The following is a 16,863-nucleotide window of genomic DNA, read 5'->3' on the forward strand; positions in this document are numbered from 1 at the left end:
GCCACGGCCGCCACCAGCGCGTCCTGATTGCCCGGCAAGGCCAGGGTCGGGCGGTCGAACGATTCGGCCTCCCACTGATGCACGAAAACCACGGCCACATCCGCCCCGGCGGCAGCCCGGGCGGCGGCCGCCGGATGGCTGCCGGAATCGAACTGCACGTCGGCGCCCGGCGCCAGCTTCCTGATCGCGGCCAGCGGTGCCGATGGCAGATACATCGGCGTTCCCGGCCATTGCCCGGGAACGCCTCCCTTGACCACATTGCCTCCCGGAGGACGCACCGTGGACGAGCCACCACCACTGAGCACACCCTTGTCGGCATGGGTTCCGATCAGGACGATGTGCTGCAAGTGTGTGGACAACGGCAGCAGGTGGTCATGATTGGCCAGCAACACCGCGCCGGCTTCCTCGGTCTTTTGCGCCACGCGTGTATCGGCTGCGAAATCGATCGGACGCTTGCGGGGTGGGTGGTCGAACACGCCCACCGCAAACATCGAGCGCAGGATGCGGTGCACCATGTCGTCGACCCGCGATTGCTGCACTTTGCCGTCGGCGATGGCTGATTGCAACGGCTTGCCGAAATAGATTTCCTTGTCGAACTCCCGGGCGGCGGACTCCTGGTCCAGACCGGCGTTGGCCGCCTGCACGGTGCTGTGTACAGCACCCCAGTCGGACATTACCCAACCCTTGAAACCCCAATCCTGCTTCAGGACGCGATTGAGCAGAAAGGGGTCCTGACAGGTGTAGGTTCCGTTGACGCGGTTGTAGGAACACATGACCGCGCCGGGGTGGCCTTCGGTCACCGCGATGCGAAAGGCCAGCAGATCGGACTCGCGCATGGCGGCCTTGTTCAGCTCTGAGCTGATCGTGGTGCGCGCGGTTTCCTGATCATTGACTGCATAGTGCTTGACGGTACTGATGACATGCCGGGACTGGATGCCGCGCACGACACTCGCGACCATGGTGCCTGCCAGAAGCGGATCCTCCCCGGCATATTCGAAATTCCGTCCATTGCGGGGTTCACGCACCAGGTCCACGCCACCGGCGAGCATCACGTCGAAGCCCTTGCGATGGGCTTCATCGCCGATCATGGCACCGCCGGCATATTCGATATGCGGATCCCAGGTTGCCGCGCTGGCCAGGCCCGAAGGCATCGCGGTCGCGCCTTCGCCACCGGGATGCGGCTTGGCCACGCCCAGCCCTGCATCGGTTTCCTGCAGCGCAGGAATTCCGAGCGATGGAACCGCTGGAACGTATCCGGCCGAACCCAACGCACCCTTGGGCATGGGGAGACCGTTGTGCGTCGAACCATAGTTCGACCGGATCAGGCGAAACTTCTGCGCCTGCGTCATGTGCGCCTCGAGCAAAGAGGCACGCTGGTCGGCAGACAATGTGGTATTCATCCAGGGCTGCGTCGCGGCGACCACCGCGGTACTTGCACAGGTCGCAACGATGAGCGTCAGGATGCGTACACGGATGGAATTGACGGTCATGTTTTAGGTCCTCGAATCACGGTTCCATGAATGCATGAAATCGCCCAATGGGGCTGGAAAGTTCCATCCGAACAAGCCGTCCACTGCCAAGGCAGACCGGATGGAATCTTGTTTGCGAACGCCCTGTGTGGTGGCCCGCATGCAACGACGGATCTTCGAGCACCGCAGGTAGCCGCCTGTTCGAGCCGCCCGTGATCAGGCCACGGTGGACATCGGTACAGGTTGCTCTTGCGGGCAAGGCGCCGCAGGTTTGCGCGCGACCGGCGCAGCCGCTCAAGGGTCATTCGCGATCGTTGTCTGCCCGCCTTGCACTCAGGGTGAAGTTGCACCCTAGGTTTGTGATGACAGCGCTGTCAATCTTGCGCTGCAACAACCCACGCCCCATTCCGCCATCCGACACCGCCATGCGGGCACAGGACGCTCGCAGATCCACGGGGCCATCCCCATGGCACAATGCCGGCATGCGCATCTATCTGGTCGGCGGGGCGGTCCGCGACAAACTGCTCGGACTTCCGGTTGCCGATCGCGACTTCGTGGTTGTCGGCGCGCACCCGCAAGACATGCTCGCGCAAGGCTACAAGCCGGTGGGCAAGGACTTTCCGGTATTCCTGCACCCGAAGACGGCCGAGGAATACGCACTTGCGCGCACCGAACGCAAGACCGCCCCCGGCTATCATGGCTTCTCCTTTCATGCAGCGCCGAGCGTGACGCTGGAACAGGACCTGGCCCGTCGCGACCTGACCATCAATGCGATGGCCGAAGACGAACACGGCACGTTGGTGGATCCCTATGGCGGCCGTCGTGATCTGGAAGACCGTATATTGCGGCACGTATCGCCGGCCTTCGTCGAAGACCCGGTGCGCATCCTGCGAGTGGCCCGCTTCGCCGCGCGCTTCGCCGCGCTGGGCTTCGGCGTGGCTGGCGATACGCTGGAACTGATGCGGCAGATGGTGCGTGACGGCGAGGCCGATCACCTGGTGCCCGAACGCGTGTGGACCGAGACCCGCAAGGCGCTGACCGAACCCCGTCCCTCCAGCTTCCTGCGGGTATTGCGGCAAGCCGGTGCCCTGCGCGTGCTGTTTCCCGAGATCGATGCCCTGTACGGCGTACCGCAACGACCCGAGTACCACCCGGAAGTGGACACCGGCATCCACACCGAACAGGTCGTCGACATGGCCGCACGACTGGCTCCGGGGGACGACCTTGTCGTGTTCTGCGCCCTGGTCCACGATCTGGGCAAGGCCCTCACCCCGGCCGACCAGCTGCCGCGACACGTGATGCACGAGAAACGCGGCCTGGTTCCGCTGCGCGCGCTGGCCGCGCGCCTGAAGGTACCGACCGAACATCTGGCCCTGGCCGAGCTGGTGTGTGCCCAACACCTCAACGCACACCGTGCGCTGGAGCTCAGGCCCGACACGCTGCTCAGGCTGCTCGAATCCCTGGATGCGCTGCGCCGGCCCGCCCGCCTGGACACGTTCCTGCTGGCCTGCGAAGCCGATGCGCGGGGACGTGAGGGGTATGCCGAATACCCCTACCCGCAATCCGCCTACCTGCATGCGGCACGGGAAGCCGCGGCCGCAGTCGTGGCCCGGCCCTACCTCGACCAGGGACTGCAAGGGCCACAGATCGGACAGGCCCTGCGCACGGCGCGCATCGAGGCCGTCGCCCGGATACCCCGCCCGGAGAAGGGAACGGAGTCCGGGTCAGTCGCACCCTAGAGGCGCTGCGAGCGGTCGGCCAGCAGGACGTCCTGTGGCAGCACCTGCGCGTCCAGGCCGCGCGTCATCAGCATCACCTGGAAACGCTCGCCCATCTCGCCTGGAAGGGTCAGGTGTTTGACCTGCTGCGCCAGTGCATAGCGTGCAGCCTCGTCCGCCGCCGAGGCATGCGCGTGTTCAAATGCATCCTGCAGGCCACTGGCCATCAGGAACTGTGCCTGCGGCAGGTAGGCGGCCAGGTCGAATCCGGCATGCTGGCCCGCCTCGGCCAAAGCGGTGAAATCGACCGAAGCGGTCAGGTCCTGAAGCCCAGGTTGACGCAGTACGTCGGCATGCACACGCTGGCGGTAGAACGCACGCAGGGTGCCGTCCTCGCGCCCGGGCCGGTAATACTCGTGACGGGCATATCCGTAATCGATGAACAGCATCAATCCCGCCTCCAGACTGCCGGCCACGGCCTGCATCCAGTACGGCAGTTGCGGCAGAAGCTCGGAACGGTAGCCGTCTGCAAAGGGCTGCTCCAAATGGCGCTCGAGATGACGCACGGCGCCGCTCACCAGGGTGTCAGTCGGTCGATCGGTACGTGCAAAACGCCCATCGTCGCTGGTGACCACGTACTCCTCCAGGACCTCGCCCTGGTGCAGGGTGAAACGCGTCGCCGGCAGGGCGTCGATGACTTCGTTGGCAAACAGTACGCCGCGCCAGGCCGCTTCGGGTGGCCGATCCAGCCAGGCCACACGCTCGAACAGTACCTTTGGCAGGGCTGCGCGCAAACGCTCACCCTGGCGCTCGCGCAGGTCTGCGCTGGGCTCCAGGATGAGATAGCGTCGGGGCGGCGTACCCGCCGCTTCCAATGCGACGAGTGCGGCCTCGGCAAAGGCACCACTGCCACCGCCCAGCTCAAGGATATCGGCCTGCGCACCCAAGGCCTTGATCACCGGCGAAAACGTGACTGCCACGCATTGGGCAAACAAGTCGCCCAGTTCCGGTGCGGTCACGAAATCGCCGGCCTTGCCGAACTTGGGCATGCCGGCGCTGTAGTAACCCAGGCCCGGAGCATAGAGGCATCGCTCCATGAAGCGCGAAAAGGGCATCGGCCCGTGCGCGGCGATTTCCTCGCGCAGATGGATGGCCAGACGCTCGGAATGGGCGCGTTCTTCGGGACCCGGTTCGGGCAGACGGTGTATGGCTTGGGCATTCATTCCGCCAAGGATAGCCCATGGAGCACGTCCGGCTGGTCACCGGCGATGCCCTCAGAACGGTTTTTCCAGGGTCAGGTAGACTCCGCGGCGCGGCCCGTATTGTGGCGCACCGACGCCGATACCGGTGCCATCGCGCAGTTCATAGACACGGTCCAGCGCATTGACCAGGGCCAGTCGGGCGTGCAGCTTGCCGATGGGCGTGCGCTGGAATTCATGCGCCAGGCTCAGATTCAACTGGAAATACGCGGGCAGCGAGGCGCCATTGGGTACCTGGCCCTGCTTGCGCAAGCCGCTGCCGAAGATGTAGTCGGCGCCGACCCGGGTGCCATCTCGCAGCGCGTAACTGATGCCGCCCGAAGATGTCAGCTTTTGGTCGTGGTCCAGGTGAATGTAGTGATCGGCTATATAGGCCAGGTCGGCGGGGCTGAAATTGTACTGGCTGGTGATCACGCGTCGACCCATCGCACGGCTGTATGCAGTATTGAAATACGCGTTCAATGGGCCCTGCGCATAGTTCGCCGTGAACTCCACGCCATGAATGCGTCCATCGGCATAGTTGAACGTCGAATAGACCAGCGCCGTGCCGAACTGCCCCTGATCCTGCAGCCGGTGGACACGCTTGTAATAGGCATCGAGTCCCACCGTCCAGGCACTTCCGATGTTTTGCGAGATCCCGGCATCGTAGTAATCAGAGCGTTCGGACAGCGGCGTGTTGTTGCCGTTGTTCTGCACCTGATTGGTGGTGCCATTGAATTTTGCGATGTTCGAGGCCGAGATCAGTTCCGTGGACGGCGGCGTGAAATAGCGCGCATATCCGGCATGCAGCACGGTGTCATCAGTGGCCTGGTAGACCATGCCCAGTCGTGGACTGAGTTGCCTTTCCGTGTGGTGGAACGCCTTGTACATGTCCGCGCGCAGTCCATAGTTGACGGTCAGCTTGTCGCCGATGCTCCACTCGTCCTGCACATAGGCCGCCCAGGTCCTTGCGATGACGCGGTTGGCATCGAGGATGTTGATTGGTGACGTACTGGTCTGTTGACCGCCGGCATCGACAGGAAACACGTATGCGTTGTTGTTGCCGAGCGCGCGCTCGAAATTTCCGTACAGGCCGTAGCGCAATGTATTGACGTCCCCGAGCGGCGTGGAAAAATCTGCCTGCACGGTGCTTGCGCGGTTGCTTCGGGAAATATACGAGGCCACGCCGTTGAACATCAGGTCACCGATCCTGTCCGGCGTGTAATTCAGACTGCTGTAGCGCTGGCCCAGCGAGATCTGATAGTCCGTCCGACCAAGTTTCCCCTGCAGTGAAAGTACGCCGAAGCGCGTGTGCTCTCCCTGTTTCTCGTCGAGCTGGGCGGAATTGAATTGGACCCGATTCAGATAGCCGTAGATCGGCGTCTGGCCGGGGTTGTTCGGTATCTGGAACCGATTGTTGCTGATGCCGAGCATGATACTTACGCGGGTGTGGCTGTTGACCAGATAGCTCAGATCGGCGAAACCCTTCAGCTGATTGGTGTGGTCATGGATGGGGTTGCGGCTCGGGGTGGGGTTCTGGATACCGACGTTGTCCTGCAAAAAGTTGGCCGTGCCATAAACACTCCAGCGCCCGCTGTTTCCCCAAACCGAAGCATTCGGATTGAGCGTGCCGAATGAACCGCCGGTGACGCCAACGCTACCGCCATTGCCCAGTGCATGCCCGCTCTTGGTGGTGATGTCGACCACCGCCGCAGTGCGCTCGCCGTACTGCGCCGGCAGTGCGCCATCGAGCAGCTTCACGCTGTTGATGGTGCGTGCATCGAGGGTCTGCCCGAATCCGGAAATCGACTCCGGGATGATGACGCCGTTGATCCGGTATTGCAGATTGCCGTGGTCGCCGCGTACGTGCAGCCCACCATAACTGTCCTGCACCACACCGGGGGCCTGCAGGAGCACCTGGTTGACCGGCGTGGATGCACCCAGCGGAAGCTGTTCGATCGACTGCTGGCCGATCACGTACTGGCTGCTGCCGGTATCCGGTGACAGTGCATTACGCGCCTGATCCAGCGTGGCACTGACGGTGACGGCCTCCAGATCAACCGCCTTCTGTGGCGTGCGGGCGGATTCGCTGGATGTCTTTCCACTCGCGCTGTCCGCCGATGGCGTTGCAGTGGGCGTTACGGTGGCCGCGAATGCACCTGGAACGGCAAATGCAAGAGCAAGGCTCAGCGCCAGACGTGTTTTCTGGATCATGGATGGACTCTCGGGCAGACGTGGATCGGGCGGATTGGATTGTAATGTTATATCATTACATATTCAATTCATGGCCCTGCCATGTCCCGGAAGTCACGCCCGGCGACAGCCGCGCACGCAAAAAGGCCGTCTGCATTCTGCCTGCGGACGGCCCCAACGGCGGATGGCGCCGGTTGCCACGGTGCCCGGCGCATTGCTTCGCACACTGCGCGCAGGCATGCAATCACCGCTTGGGTCGGAATGCCTGTTCCAGCAGGCCGGCCTGGAAGCCGTCACCTGCATCGCCATACTGGACGTAGCGATACAGCGCGGCGGCATAGATGCCCTGCAGGGCCGACTGCACCAGTGCCAGGGCGATCACGGCAGCAATGGCCAGGGCCATCAACGCGATCATCAGCCCTGGCGAATGCATCGAGGACGTGGCTGTGAACAGGGCCACGAACACGACGGCCAGCAACACATAGGCGAGAGTGAATACGATGTGGATGCCGGCGTTGCCGATGATGTTCTCGCCCCAGGTGCGCTTGAGCATGCCGGCGCTGCTCTTGACCGCCTCGATGGGACCGTCCTCGGTGGCGGCCAGGATCGGTACCACCAGGAACGTGGCCACGGTCCAGGCCAGGCCGAGCATGCCGACCACGATGCGCCCGATCAGACCCATGCGCTCTTGAAGGGCGCGCAGCAGCATGCCCACGGTGGCGGCGATCAGCGCGTAACCGAAAATCTGCGGCAGCTTGGACACGGCCAGCGCCAGGCCGTCGCCCAGCGTGGGGCGCTCGCCGTTCATGTGCGTCATGGCCGCGCCGACCAGGGCGGTGTTGAAGAAGAAAATGACCGTGTATTGCACCAGGTAGAACACGAACAGCCCGATGTAGAAACCGCTGCCGAACTGCGCATGCTGACCTGTGCCCTGGCCCGCCTGGATCGACAGGATCACAGGTGCGGCGAAACTGGCCGCCACCAGCAGGCAACACAAGCCCGAAAGCAGCGGAAAGACCAGCAGCTTGCGCTCCCGGTTGAGTACATCGGCGCTGGCCCTGACCAGCTCCAAGCTACGCGAAAACCTGCCGGCCATGACGGCCTCCCCACCGAATGAGCGTTCGCTCAACAATCCCCGCATCGTGCACTGCATGAGGGTATACCAGCAATCATGCCTCAGGCTCCGCCTGCCTGTCGCCCGGCAAATGGCCCAGTCCGGCGCGCATGTCCTGGCCGCTTGGCTGCTGGAAGATCGACAGGCCAAACTCGGGCAGGATCACAAGCAGGTGGTCGAAGATATCGCCCTGGATGCCTTCGAACTCGGCCCATGCCGTGGTGTCGGTGAAGCAGTAGATCTCCATCGGCAAACCGGTTGGCCCCGGATCCATGACCCGGACCATGCAGGTCAGGTCGTGATTGATGTGCGGGTGCGCCTGCAGATAAGCCAGGGCATAGGCGCGAAACGTGCCCACGTTGGTCAGACGCCTCTGGTTGACCGGCACGCGGCCATGCTCCCCAAGTTTGTCGTTCCATTCGGCCAGTTCCTCGCGCTTGTGATCAAGGTAGTCCACCAGCAACCGGAAACGCTTCAGTTCATGCTTTTCCTCATCGCTCAGGAAGCGAATGCTTCCGACGTCGAGGTATATGCCACGCTTGATGCGTCGCGCACCGGTGTCCTGCATGCCGCGCCAGTTCTGGAACGAGTCGGAGATCAGCCGCCACGTCGGGATGGTGGTGATGGTCTTGTCCCAGTTCTGCACCTTGACCGTATGCAGGGCGATGTCGATCACATCGCCGTCGGCGTTGAACTGCGGCATGCTGATCCAGTCGCCCACGCGCAGCATGTCGTTGGATGCCATCTGCACGCTGGCGACCATACTGAGGATGGTGTCCTTGAACACCAGCAACAGCACCGCCGAGATCGCACCAAGTCCGGACAGCAACAGGAGCGGCGAACGGTTGGCCAGGGTGGCGATGATGATGATGGCGCCGACCACGAAAAGCACGATCTTGGCCAGCTGGACATACCCCTTGATCGAACGCATATGTCCCTGCGGGGTCCGCTCAAAGAGTCGTTCCACGGCAGTCAGCATGGCGCCGATTGAAAACAGCACGATCAATATGATCAAGGCAGTGGCGATATCGGCCACCGCCTTGTCCAGCCTGCCCGGAATGTCGGGAACCAGGGGCATGCCGAACTGCACTACAAGCACCGGCACGATCTTCGCCAGTCGCTTGAATACGCCGGCGTCGAGGAAGGCGTCATCCCAGGTCCAGACCGTACGCCGAGTCACCACGCGGACCACACGCAGCAGCACGAGTCGAGCCAGAAGATTGGCCAGCCATGCCAACAGCACCAGGACCACCAGCCCCAGGATCATGGAGGCGTGCGGTTGGTCCAGCAGGGCTTTGAACTGATGCATCGAAGGCGACACACTTGCAGGCGGTAATCCCAGCATATCGCACAGGCGACCGTATCCAATGCAATCCAATCCTCCCGTTCATTCCGTGGCGCTGATCACCGGAGCCGCACGCCGCATCGGCGCGGCCATCGCCCGTCGTCTGCATGCGCAAGGCTACGATCTGGCCCTGCACTTTCATCACTCGGCGCAGGACATGCATGCCCTGCACGAGGAGCTGGAGCAGCAGCGCCATGATTCCGTTCTGGTCCTCGATGCCGACCTGAACGAACCGGCCGCGCCCGAAGCCCTGGTCACCGCCACGCTTAACCGTTACGGACGGCTCGATGCCCTGGTCAACAACGCCTCGGCTTTCTTCCCCTCATCACTGGACAGCACCTCGGTTGCGCAATGGAACACCCTGTTTGCAGTCAACGCGCGCGCGCCGTTCTTCCTCAGCCAGAATGCCGCACCGTACCTGCGCGAGTCCGGTGGCTGCATCGTCAACCTGACCGACATCCACGCGGCACGGCCGCGACCGGATGTGCTGGCCTACGCCTGCGCCAAGGCGGCGCTGGAAGCCCTGACCCGGGGGCTGGCCGTCAGCCTGGCCCCCGAAGTCCGGGTCAATGCGGTGGCCCCCGGCGCCATCCTGTGGCCGGAAGGCGAGATGAGCGACGCGCAGCGCCAAGCCATGCTGGCACGCACGCCGATGGGACGCATCGGCAGCGTGCAGGAAATCGCAGAAGCCGTCTACTGGCTGCTCAGCGGCGCGCGCTACAGCACCGGCGAAATCCTGCACCTGGATGGTGGGCGCCACCTGACCTGACAAGACATAAGCAAGATGGACGGCCTTTGCAACGAATCTCGAACAAATCCGGATCGTCGGGGACGCGTCGCAGAGCCGGCTTTCGGATGCTGACCGATTCCGCACCCTCCCGACACATCCGGACGAGGCCGGCTTGCAGTTCACAGTTCTGCGGGGGCAAGGGTTTCGAACTGGTTATCGTGGTCCGGATGCTCGGCCCACAGTTGCGCGAGTGTGCGGCCGTCGCCGGGGACCACGGCGTCCGGCGCGATGTCGAACAAGGGCTTGAGCACGAAGGCGTGGCGCAAGTCGCTGCGCGGGATCTGGAGATGCCCCGGGCCATCGACGATACGCTGGCCGTACAGCACCATGTCGATGTCCAGCGTGCGGCTTGAGAACCGCGGACCTTCGCGACGACGGCCCTGCGCAGCCTCGAGCGCGTGCAACCAGTCGTTCATGTCTTGCGGCTGCATGGAGGTATCGATGCCGACCCCAGCGTTGAGGAAATCCTCGCCTTCGAATCCAACCGCGCGGGTGCGATACACCGGCGACACCACAATCGTGCCGAACTGCGCGCGCAGCGCAGCCAACGCCGCGCGCAAATGCCGCCGCGGCTCGATGTTGCTGCCCAGACTCAGATAGACCCGCGCCATCAATCGCGCGAACCGCGCTCGATCTGCACGCCCACCGCCCTGGAGCCGCGCACGGCGCCGGGCTTGCGCAGGCGCAGACGCACCCAGCGCACGTCGAATTCCTCCCGCACGATCTGCGCGCAACGCTCGGCCAGGGTTTCCACCAGCCCGAAATCGGAAGCCTCCACGAACTCGACCAGACGCTTGGCCACCGCCTTGTAGTTGAGCGTGTCCTCGATCGCGTCGGTCGCGGCCGGCGCGGTGTTGTCGAACGCCATTTCCAGGTCCAGGGTCACCGTCTGGCGCACCATCCGCTCCCATTCATAGATGCCGATGATGGTGTCGATTTTCAGTCGCTCGATGAAGACGATGTCCATGCCTGCCTCTTGAATGCGGAAAATTGCCAGCTGGTCATTCTACGCGGCGTGCGCTCCGGCGGATGTCAGTGGCTCGAGGCTCTCCAGGCTCCAGCGCGGATGCACATGAATATCCGGGCCCTGCACCTGCCCCGCCGAAAGGCGGAGGGCTCCGGCCAGCGCGATCATGGCGCCGTTGTCGGTGCAGAACGCCAGACGCGGGAAATACGTGCGGAAGCCGTCCGCCTCGCCGGCTGCGGCAAGGTCGGCACGCAGCCGCCGATTGGCGCCGACGCCACCGGCGATCACCAGTCGACGCATGCCTGTGGCCTGCAGTGCGCGGCGACACTTGATGACCAGCGTGTCCACGATGGCCTGCTCGAATCCGGCCGCGATGTCGGCCCGTGCGCGGGCATCCTGGTCGCTCTTCTGCCAGGCCAGAAGCACCTGGGTCTTCAGGCCCGAGAAGCTGAAATCCAGGCCTGGCCGATCGGTCATGGGCCTGGCGAAGCGATAGGCCCCAGGGTCGCCCTTGAGCGCCTCGGCAGCCAGCGCGGGACCACCCGGATAGGACAGACCCATGAGCTTGGCGGTCTTGTCGAAGGCTTCCCCAGCAGCGTCGTCCAGGGTGTCGCCCAGGACCCGGTACTCACCGATGGCGCGCACCGCGACCAGCATCGAATGGCCACCGGAGACCAGCAGGGCCACGAATGGCGGTTCTGGCGGGTCGGCTTCCAGCAGCGGCGCAAGCAGGTGACCTTCCATGTGGTGCACGCCGATCGCCGGCAGCTCCAGTGCCCAGGCCATGGCCCGCGCGGCACTGGCACCCACCAGCAAGGCGCCGACCAGGCCCGGCCCGGCGGTATAGGCCACGCCGCCCAGCTCGCGCATGCCGAGGCCGGCCTCGGCCAGCACCTCGCGCACCAGCGGCAGCAACTTGCGCACGTGATCACGACTGGCCAGTTCCGGCACCACGCCGCCATAATCGGCATGCAGGGCCACCTGCGAATACAGCGCATGGGCCAGCAGTCCATGCCCGGGCTGGTAGATCGCAACCCCGGTCTCGTCGCATGACGATTCGATGCCCAACACAGGCTTTGAATATTCGGTGTTTTGCACGCTATAATTCTCGGCTCGCCCGGTTTCAGACGGGTAAGTCTAACAAGTGGAGATTCCATGCCTAGCGTCAAAGTCCGCGAGAACGAGCCGTTTGAGCTCGCCCTGCGTCGCTTCAAGCGTACCTGCGAAAAGGCCGGTGTACTGGCCGAAACCCGCAAGCGTGAGTATTACGAGAAGCCGACCCAGGAGCGCAAGCGCAAGCGTGCTGCCGCGGTGAAGCGGCATCTGCGCCGCCTGTCGCGCGATACGGCTCGCCGCACGCGCCTGTACTAAGAGTCCGGGCCTCACTCACGGGGCTGGACCCCGGCCGACTGACCAAGGTCGGCGGGGCCGCATGATTCCCGTGTAAATCAAGCCTGCGCTGGCCGGTGTCGTGGATGCGACACCGGCTTTTCGCGTTTGTGGAGTAAACGTCGATGACCCTGAAAGCCCTGCTGACCGAAGATATGAAGACCGCCATGCGCAACGGCGACAAACCGCGACTGGGCGTCATTCGCCTGGTCAACGCCGCCATCAAGCAGCGCGAAGTGGACGAGCGTATCGAACTGGACGAGACCCAGGTGCTTGGCGTACTGGAGAAAATGCTCAAGCAGCGCCGTGATTCGGTGACCCAGTACGAGAATGCCGAGCGAGAGGATTTGGCCGAAGTCGAACGTTTCGAGATCGGCGTGATCGAATCCTACCTGCCACCGCCACTGGACGAACAGGATCTGATGGCCATGATTGACGTCGCCATCACGGAAACGGACGCCAGTTCAGTGCGCGACATGGGCAAGGTCATGGCCGTGCTGAAAGAACGCGCCGCCGGGCGCGCTGACATGAGCGTGGTCTCGCGGCAAGTCAAGCAACGCCTGGCCTGAGTTGCTCTGACCACCCGGTTGCGGCTGCGCCGCATCCGGGCCGGGTCGCATCGCGGACCTGCCGTGCGATTGATCGAGTGACATCCATCGACTGCACTCCGGGTTCCTCCATCGCTTCGCCTGTCGCAGCTGCGCAACATTGGCAGGTACGATCATGACGTGCCGGGAAGATCGGCTGCTGGGCGGAAATCAAAGCCCAGGGTCTGCGACACGGCCACTACATTGCGGCAATGGCGCAGCAGCGCTTCCTCCCGCTCCACCACCCGCGGGCGGGCATCCAGGGTGCAGGCCAGTGCCCGCTGCAGCAGCGCGGCATGCGCCTCGGCCAGCTGTCGCGACTGCGCATCGTCCAGCAGTCCCGCTTCGCGGCAGGCCATGATCAGGCTGGCGTTGGCCGTCTGCTTGAGCAGCGCCGGCTGCTTGGCCGCATGCGCCAGGACCAGGCCCTGCAGCAGGAACTCGATGTCCAGAAGTGCACCCTCGCCCTGCTTGAGGTCCAGCACCGCGGTACTGGAGCGATCCCGCTCCCGGCGCCAGCGTCGACGCATCACCGCGACCTCATCACGCACAATGGCGATATCGCGGGGCTGCTCCAGCACCTGCCGCCGCACCTCGCGCAGGCGCTCGCCCAGTTGCGGATCACCGGCGACCGGGCGCGCGCGCAACAGGGCCTGGTGCTCCCAGGTCCAGGCGCGTTGTTGCTGATAGGCGGTGAACGCATCCAGGCTGGTCACCAGCATGCTCTTGGAACCGTCCGGCCGCAGCCGTGCGTCGACCTCGTACAACCGACCAGCCCGTGTCAGCACCGACAGCCAATGCATCACCCGCTGCGCCAGGCGCTGGTACCAGCGCACGCCGTCCAGGACACGGTCGCCATCGCTTTCGGCACGCGCGCGTTCGCCATCGAACACGAACACCAGGTCCAGGTCCGAGGCAAATCCCAGCTCCTCGCCGCCCAGGCTGCCGTAGCCCAGCACGCTGAATCCCGAGCCTTCACCCGGCAGTCGTCCGTGTTGCGAGACCAGCTCGCGTTCGGCCAGTGCCAGAACGGTGCCCACGGTCTCTGCGGCCAGCGCGGCCAGGCGTCGCACACAGGCCGCAGCGTCGGTACGGCCATCGTTGAAGGCCAGCCCGAGCCGAAACGCGAGGCTGGCCTTGAGCTCGTTGATGCGTTCCAGGTCCCCCTCGGCATCGCGCACATCCAGGGCCCGCAAGGCTCGTGATATCTCGGCTGCAATTTCGGCGCGCTTGAGTGGCAACTGATCCATGCGTGGATCAAGCACGTCATCCAGCAGCAATGGTTGCGCGATTACGCTCTCGGCAAGAAAGGCGCTTTCGGCAAACAGGTCGGCCAGTCGCCGCCGCGCACCGGGTTGCTCCTCCAGCAGGGAAAGATAGGACGAACGCCGCGCCACGGCCTGCACCAGACGGACCAGTCGCAGCAAGCACAGCTCGGGCGCCGAGGTGGCGCGCGCGGCGGCGATCAGTTGCGGCATCAAGCGCTCCAGGCGCGCGCGCCCGCGAGCGGACATGGCACGCACGGTGGCGGCCTGCGGCAAGGTATTTAGGGCATCGGCCAGCACCATCGAAGCGGGCATTCCGGCCGCGCCCAGCTGCGCCGCATCAAGTTGCTGCTCGGTGGCCGCCGTCCACAACACGCTCTCCCCGACCGGCGCCGCCGCGTGCACTCCGGCATCGGGCACCAGCACCGCATTGAACTCCTCGGTCACCGCCTGGCGATGCGCGGCCAGCTCCGTGGCCAGCGTATTCCAGTCCGCATAGCCCAGGCCCAGAGCGATGCGGGCACGGGTGACCGGATCGGGCGGAATGTCGTGGGTCTGCGCATCACGCATCATCTGCACGCGATTTTCCAGATGGCGAAGGAATCGCCATGCATCGCGCAAGCGCCGCGCACGCTCCGCAGGAATGTAGCCGCGCTCCTCGCACGCCTGCAACGCCGGCAGCAGGCCGCGCACACGCAGCGACGGGTCACGACCGCCACGGATCAACTGCTCCAGCTGGACCACGAACTCGATCTCGCGGATGCCCCCCGGCCCCAACTTGAGATTTTCAGACAAGTCCTTGCGCGCAACCTCTGCATCGATACGGGTCTTCATGTCGCGCAGGCCCGCGAACGCGGTGTAGTCCAGGTAACGCCGGTACACGAACGGTCGCAGCATCTTGAGCAGGACCTTGCCCTCGACGCGATCGCCGGCCACCGGACGGGCCTTGATCCAGGCATAACGCTCCCAATCGCGCCCTTCACGCTGGTAATACTGCTCCATGGCCACGAACGGAAGCGCGATGCGCCCGGCGCTGCCAAAAGGACGCAACCTGAGGTCGACACGCGCCACGATCCCCTGCGCCGTAGGCTCGGCAAGCAGCCGCACCAGTTGCCGACCCAGCCGAGTAAAGTATTCGGCGCCTTCCAGGGGACGCTTGCCGTCGCTGCGTTCGGCCTCGGCATAACCCAACACTAGATCGATGTCGGAAGAGAAATTGAGTTCGCTGCCACCGAGTTTGCCAAACCCGAGCACGACCATGCGCTGGGCTTCGCCTTCGGCATTACGGGCTACACCGAAGCGGGCCTCGATCGCGGTTTCCGACCATACCAGGGCGCGTTCCAGCAGGGACTCGTAAAGCACCCCGGTATCGCCCAGCGTATCGCCCAGTTCGTCCAGACCGTTGACGTCACGGAACACCAGACGCATGGCCTCGGCATCGCGAAAAATGCGCAACACGCGCATGCAGCCGGTTTCGTCCGCGGGAAGCTCCAATTGCGCTGCGCGAGCGCCGGGATCGCCAGCACTACGCAGACGGTCAAGCCCCTCGCTGTCGAGCAAATGCGGCTGGCGCTTGAGTACTTCGGCAGCAAAGTCGCTGACCAGGAGCATGTGACGGATGCGCTCGGCCACGCCGGAGTCGTCCTGGACCGTGACCCCAGCAGCACGACAGCTCTCGATCACGGCGGCATAGCGTTGGCAAACCAGGTCTTCGACTTCGGGCGGCAGGATGGGTGCATTCATCGTTTCATTATGCGACCTTGCGCCGCGCCTGACAGGACGCATGACCGCTGCTGCAGCCGTCCGGCATGTGTCCTCCCATTCATGTCAGGCTTATTACAGTCTTGTGTCATGGTATGCGGCCTTCGCGACCATGTTCCTCCTCACGGGCTGTCCGCAAACACCATGTCCACGTTTCACTCCAGACCATTACTCCTGGGCCTGAACCGGCCCACACGAATTGCCGTGGTGGTCGCTCTGGGACTGCTCTTTGTCCTTGGCACCAGCCTGATCGACGGCGGCAGCGGCATCGCACCCGAGGCACTGTGGAACGTGCCCTCGTGGGCCCCATGGTGGAGTGCTCCGCTGCGCATGCTGGCCAATGCCCTGCCCGGTCTCTTGTTGGCACTGCTGCTGCTGGTGCTCACACGCAAGGCCTTACTTTCGTTCCTGCTGGCCTATCTGGTCCAGGCACTGGTCTACGGGGTGAAAGCGCTCAAGGTCGCAAACCTGGGTTCGCCGCTGACACCGACCGATTTTCGCATGCTGGGTCAGGTGGGCGACGGCGGCGGCGATTTGCTCAGTGGCTACCTTCCGCACAGCGTCTTGCCGTATCTGGTGATCGTGGCCGGCATGGTGGCACTGGTCGCGCTGATCCGCTACGAACCTCCGCTGCTGGCGGCCCGGCCGCGCACGACAAGGTGGGTCGGCGCGATCATGCTGGCGGTGCTGTTGGGCGGCATGGCCGCCGCCGCCGGAAGCTGGGGCGTCCTCTACAACCGTGACCTGCTCGGCATGCAGCCGTGGTCGGCCAAGGCCACCGCCAAGCAGACCGGGCTGTTCAGCGAGCTGATGCTGTTCCGGCTGCAGTACGCCAGCCCTCGCGAAAAGCCGGATACCGCTGCTGCACTGAAACTGATGGCCGACTACGACCCGGCCATTCAGCATCTCGAAGCGCATCCGCAAGCGCCGAACAAGGTCGACGCGCAACCGGACATCGTGATCATCCTCAGCGAGTCGTTCTTCGACCCGACCATCCTCAACGGCTACGGCAAGCACGCCGACTTCA

General features: G+C 64.2%; 13 protein-coding genes and 1 pseudogene. 5 read left to right on the plus strand and 9 right to left on the minus strand.

The features are described from left to right. On the minus strand, nt 1-1,490 hold a 1,490-nt coding region (locus PF446_RS08795; protein ID WP_298071059.1), incomplete at its 3' end, for a glycoside hydrolase family 3 protein. 461 nt (nt 1,491-1,951) lie between these two features. Between PF446_RS08795 and PF446_RS08800 the strand changes: the two genes are divergently transcribed. Further along, nucleotides 1,952-3,208 carry a multifunctional CCA addition/repair protein gene (locus PF446_RS08800; protein ID WP_298071060.1) on the plus strand — a complete coding sequence of 419 codons (1,257 nt, stop codon included), beginning with the start codon at nt 1,952-1,954 and terminating at the stop codon, nt 3,206-3,208. Here PF446_RS08800 and PF446_RS08805 read toward each other — a convergent pair. From PF446_RS08805 to PF446_RS08820, 4 genes are all read right to left on the minus strand, one after another. Beyond that, nucleotides 3,205-4,410 (minus strand): SAM-dependent methyltransferase, encoded by a 1,206-nt coding sequence (locus tag PF446_RS08805; protein ID WP_298071061.1) that lies wholly within the window; start codon nt 4,408-4,410, stop codon nt 3,205-3,207. The genes PF446_RS08800 and PF446_RS08805 overlap by 4 nt on opposite strands. A 51-nt stretch (nt 4,411-4,461) precedes the next feature. After that, on the minus strand, nt 4,462-6,639 hold the full coding sequence (locus PF446_RS08810; RefSeq protein WP_298071062.1) for a TonB-dependent receptor: 2,178 nt from the start codon (nt 6,637-6,639) through the stop codon (nt 4,462-4,464). 223 nt (nt 6,640-6,862) lie between these two features. After that, nucleotides 6,863-7,714 carry a DUF6159 family protein gene (locus PF446_RS08815; protein WP_298071063.1) on the minus strand — a complete coding sequence of 284 codons (852 nt, stop codon included), beginning with the start codon at nt 7,712-7,714 and terminating at the stop codon, nt 6,863-6,865. A gap of 73 nt (nt 7,715-7,787) precedes the next feature. Then, the gene (locus PF446_RS08820) at nt 7,788-9,041 is read right to left on the minus strand and encodes a mechanosensitive ion channel domain-containing protein (protein ID WP_298071064.1); all 1,254 of its coding nucleotides are present in this window, start codon (nt 9,039-9,041) and stop codon (nt 7,788-7,790) included. A gap of 58 nt (nt 9,042-9,099) precedes the next feature. Here PF446_RS08820 and PF446_RS08825 point away from each other — a divergent pair, with 58 nt between their 5' ends. Continuing rightward, the gene (locus tag PF446_RS08825) at nt 9,100-9,846 is read left to right on the plus strand and encodes a pteridine reductase (RefSeq protein WP_298071065.1); all 747 of its coding nucleotides are present in this window, start codon (nt 9,100-9,102) and stop codon (nt 9,844-9,846) included. Nucleotides 9,847-9,986: 140 nt separating this feature from the next. Here PF446_RS08825 and folK read toward each other — a convergent pair whose 3' ends face one another. The 3 genes from folK to tsaD are packed head-to-tail and all read right to left on the minus strand — an operon-like array spanning nt 9,987 to nt 11,932. Continuing rightward, entirely contained in the window at nt 9,987-10,478 is a 492-nt protein-coding gene (gene folK, locus PF446_RS08830; RefSeq protein WP_298071066.1) for a 2-amino-4-hydroxy-6-hydroxymethyldihydropteridine diphosphokinase, read from the minus strand. Then, nucleotides 10,478-10,834: a dihydroneopterin aldolase gene (folB, locus tag PF446_RS08835; RefSeq protein ID WP_298071067.1), complete on the minus strand. Its 357-nt coding sequence runs from the start codon at nt 10,832-10,834 to the stop codon at nt 10,478-10,480. The genes folK and folB overlap by 1 nt, the downstream gene beginning before the upstream one ends. 39 nt (nt 10,835-10,873) lie before the next feature. After that, on the minus strand, nt 10,874-11,932 hold the full coding sequence (tsaD, locus tag PF446_RS08840; protein WP_298071068.1) for a tRNA (adenosine(37)-N6)-threonylcarbamoyltransferase complex transferase subunit TsaD: 1,059 nt from the start codon (nt 11,930-11,932) through the stop codon (nt 10,874-10,876). A gap of 57 nt (nt 11,933-11,989) precedes the next feature. On the opposite strand from tsaD, the gene rpsU reads away from it, so the two are divergent. Together rpsU and PF446_RS08850 are read left to right on the plus strand one after the other, a co-directional pair. Beyond that, nucleotides 11,990-12,205, plus strand: coding sequence for a 30S ribosomal protein S21 (gene rpsU / locus PF446_RS08845; RefSeq protein ID WP_043099318.1), 216 nt, complete (start codon nt 11,990-11,992; stop codon nt 12,203-12,205). A gap of 143 nt (nt 12,206-12,348) precedes the next feature. After that, a complete protein-coding gene (locus tag PF446_RS08850; RefSeq protein ID WP_298071069.1) occupies nt 12,349-12,792 on the plus strand; it encodes a GatB/YqeY domain-containing protein in 444 nt (147 codons plus the stop codon). Between the two features lie 152 nt (nt 12,793-12,944). On the opposite strand, the gene glnE is transcribed toward PF446_RS08850, so the two are convergent. Then, nucleotides 12,945-15,818: a bifunctional [glutamate--ammonia ligase]-adenylyl-L-tyrosine phosphorylase/[glutamate--ammonia-ligase] adenylyltransferase gene (gene glnE, locus PF446_RS08855; protein ID WP_298071070.1), complete on the minus strand. Its 2,874-nt coding sequence runs from the start codon at nt 15,816-15,818 to the stop codon at nt 12,945-12,947. A 162-nt stretch (nt 15,819-15,980) separates the two neighbouring features. Here glnE and PF446_RS08860 point away from each other — a divergent pair. Next, nucleotides 15,981-16,863, plus strand: a pseudogene (locus PF446_RS08860) (LTA synthase family protein); the annotation flags it as partial.

Source organism: Oleiagrimonas sp. (genome assembly GCF_027858935.1).
Classification (GTDB): Bacteria; Pseudomonadota; Gammaproteobacteria; order Xanthomonadales; family Rhodanobacteraceae; genus Oleiagrimonas.

Excerpts from the sequence above, each read along its gene's own strand:
- folB (WP_298071067.1), bottom strand. The coding sequence starts at position 10,834 with ATGGACATCGTCTTCATCGAGCGACTGAAAATCGACACCATCATCGGC.
- PF446_RS08820 (WP_298071064.1), bottom strand. The coding sequence starts at position 9,041 with ATGCATCAGTTCAAAGCCCTGCTGGACCAACCGCACGCCTCCATGATC.
- PF446_RS08825 (WP_298071065.1), top strand. The coding sequence starts at position 9,100 with ATGCAATCCAATCCTCCCGTTCATTCCGTGGCGCTGATCACCGGAGCC.
- PF446_RS08815 (WP_298071063.1), bottom strand. The coding sequence starts at position 7,714 with ATGGCCGGCAGGTTTTCGCGTAGCTTGGAGCTGGTCAGGGCCAGCGCC.
- glnE (WP_298071070.1), bottom strand. The coding sequence starts at position 15,818 with ATGAATGCACCCATCCTGCCGCCCGAAGTCGAAGACCTGGTTTGCCAA.
- PF446_RS08805 (WP_298071061.1), bottom strand. The coding sequence starts at position 4,410 with ATGAATGCCCAAGCCATACACCGTCTGCCCGAACCGGGTCCCGAAGAA.
- PF446_RS08850 (WP_298071069.1), top strand. The coding sequence starts at position 12,349 with ATGACCCTGAAAGCCCTGCTGACCGAAGATATGAAGACCGCCATGCGC.
- PF446_RS08800 (WP_298071060.1), top strand. The coding sequence starts at position 1,952 with ATGCGCATCTATCTGGTCGGCGGGGCGGTCCGCGACAAACTGCTCGGA.
- rpsU (WP_043099318.1), top strand. The coding sequence starts at position 11,990 with ATGCCTAGCGTCAAAGTCCGCGAGAACGAGCCGTTTGAGCTCGCCCTG.
- folK (WP_298071066.1), bottom strand. The coding sequence starts at position 10,478 with ATGGCGCGGGTCTATCTGAGTCTGGGCAGCAACATCGAGCCGCGGCGG.
- PF446_RS08810 (WP_298071062.1), bottom strand. The coding sequence starts at position 6,639 with ATGATCCAGAAAACACGTCTGGCGCTGAGCCTTGCTCTTGCATTTGCC.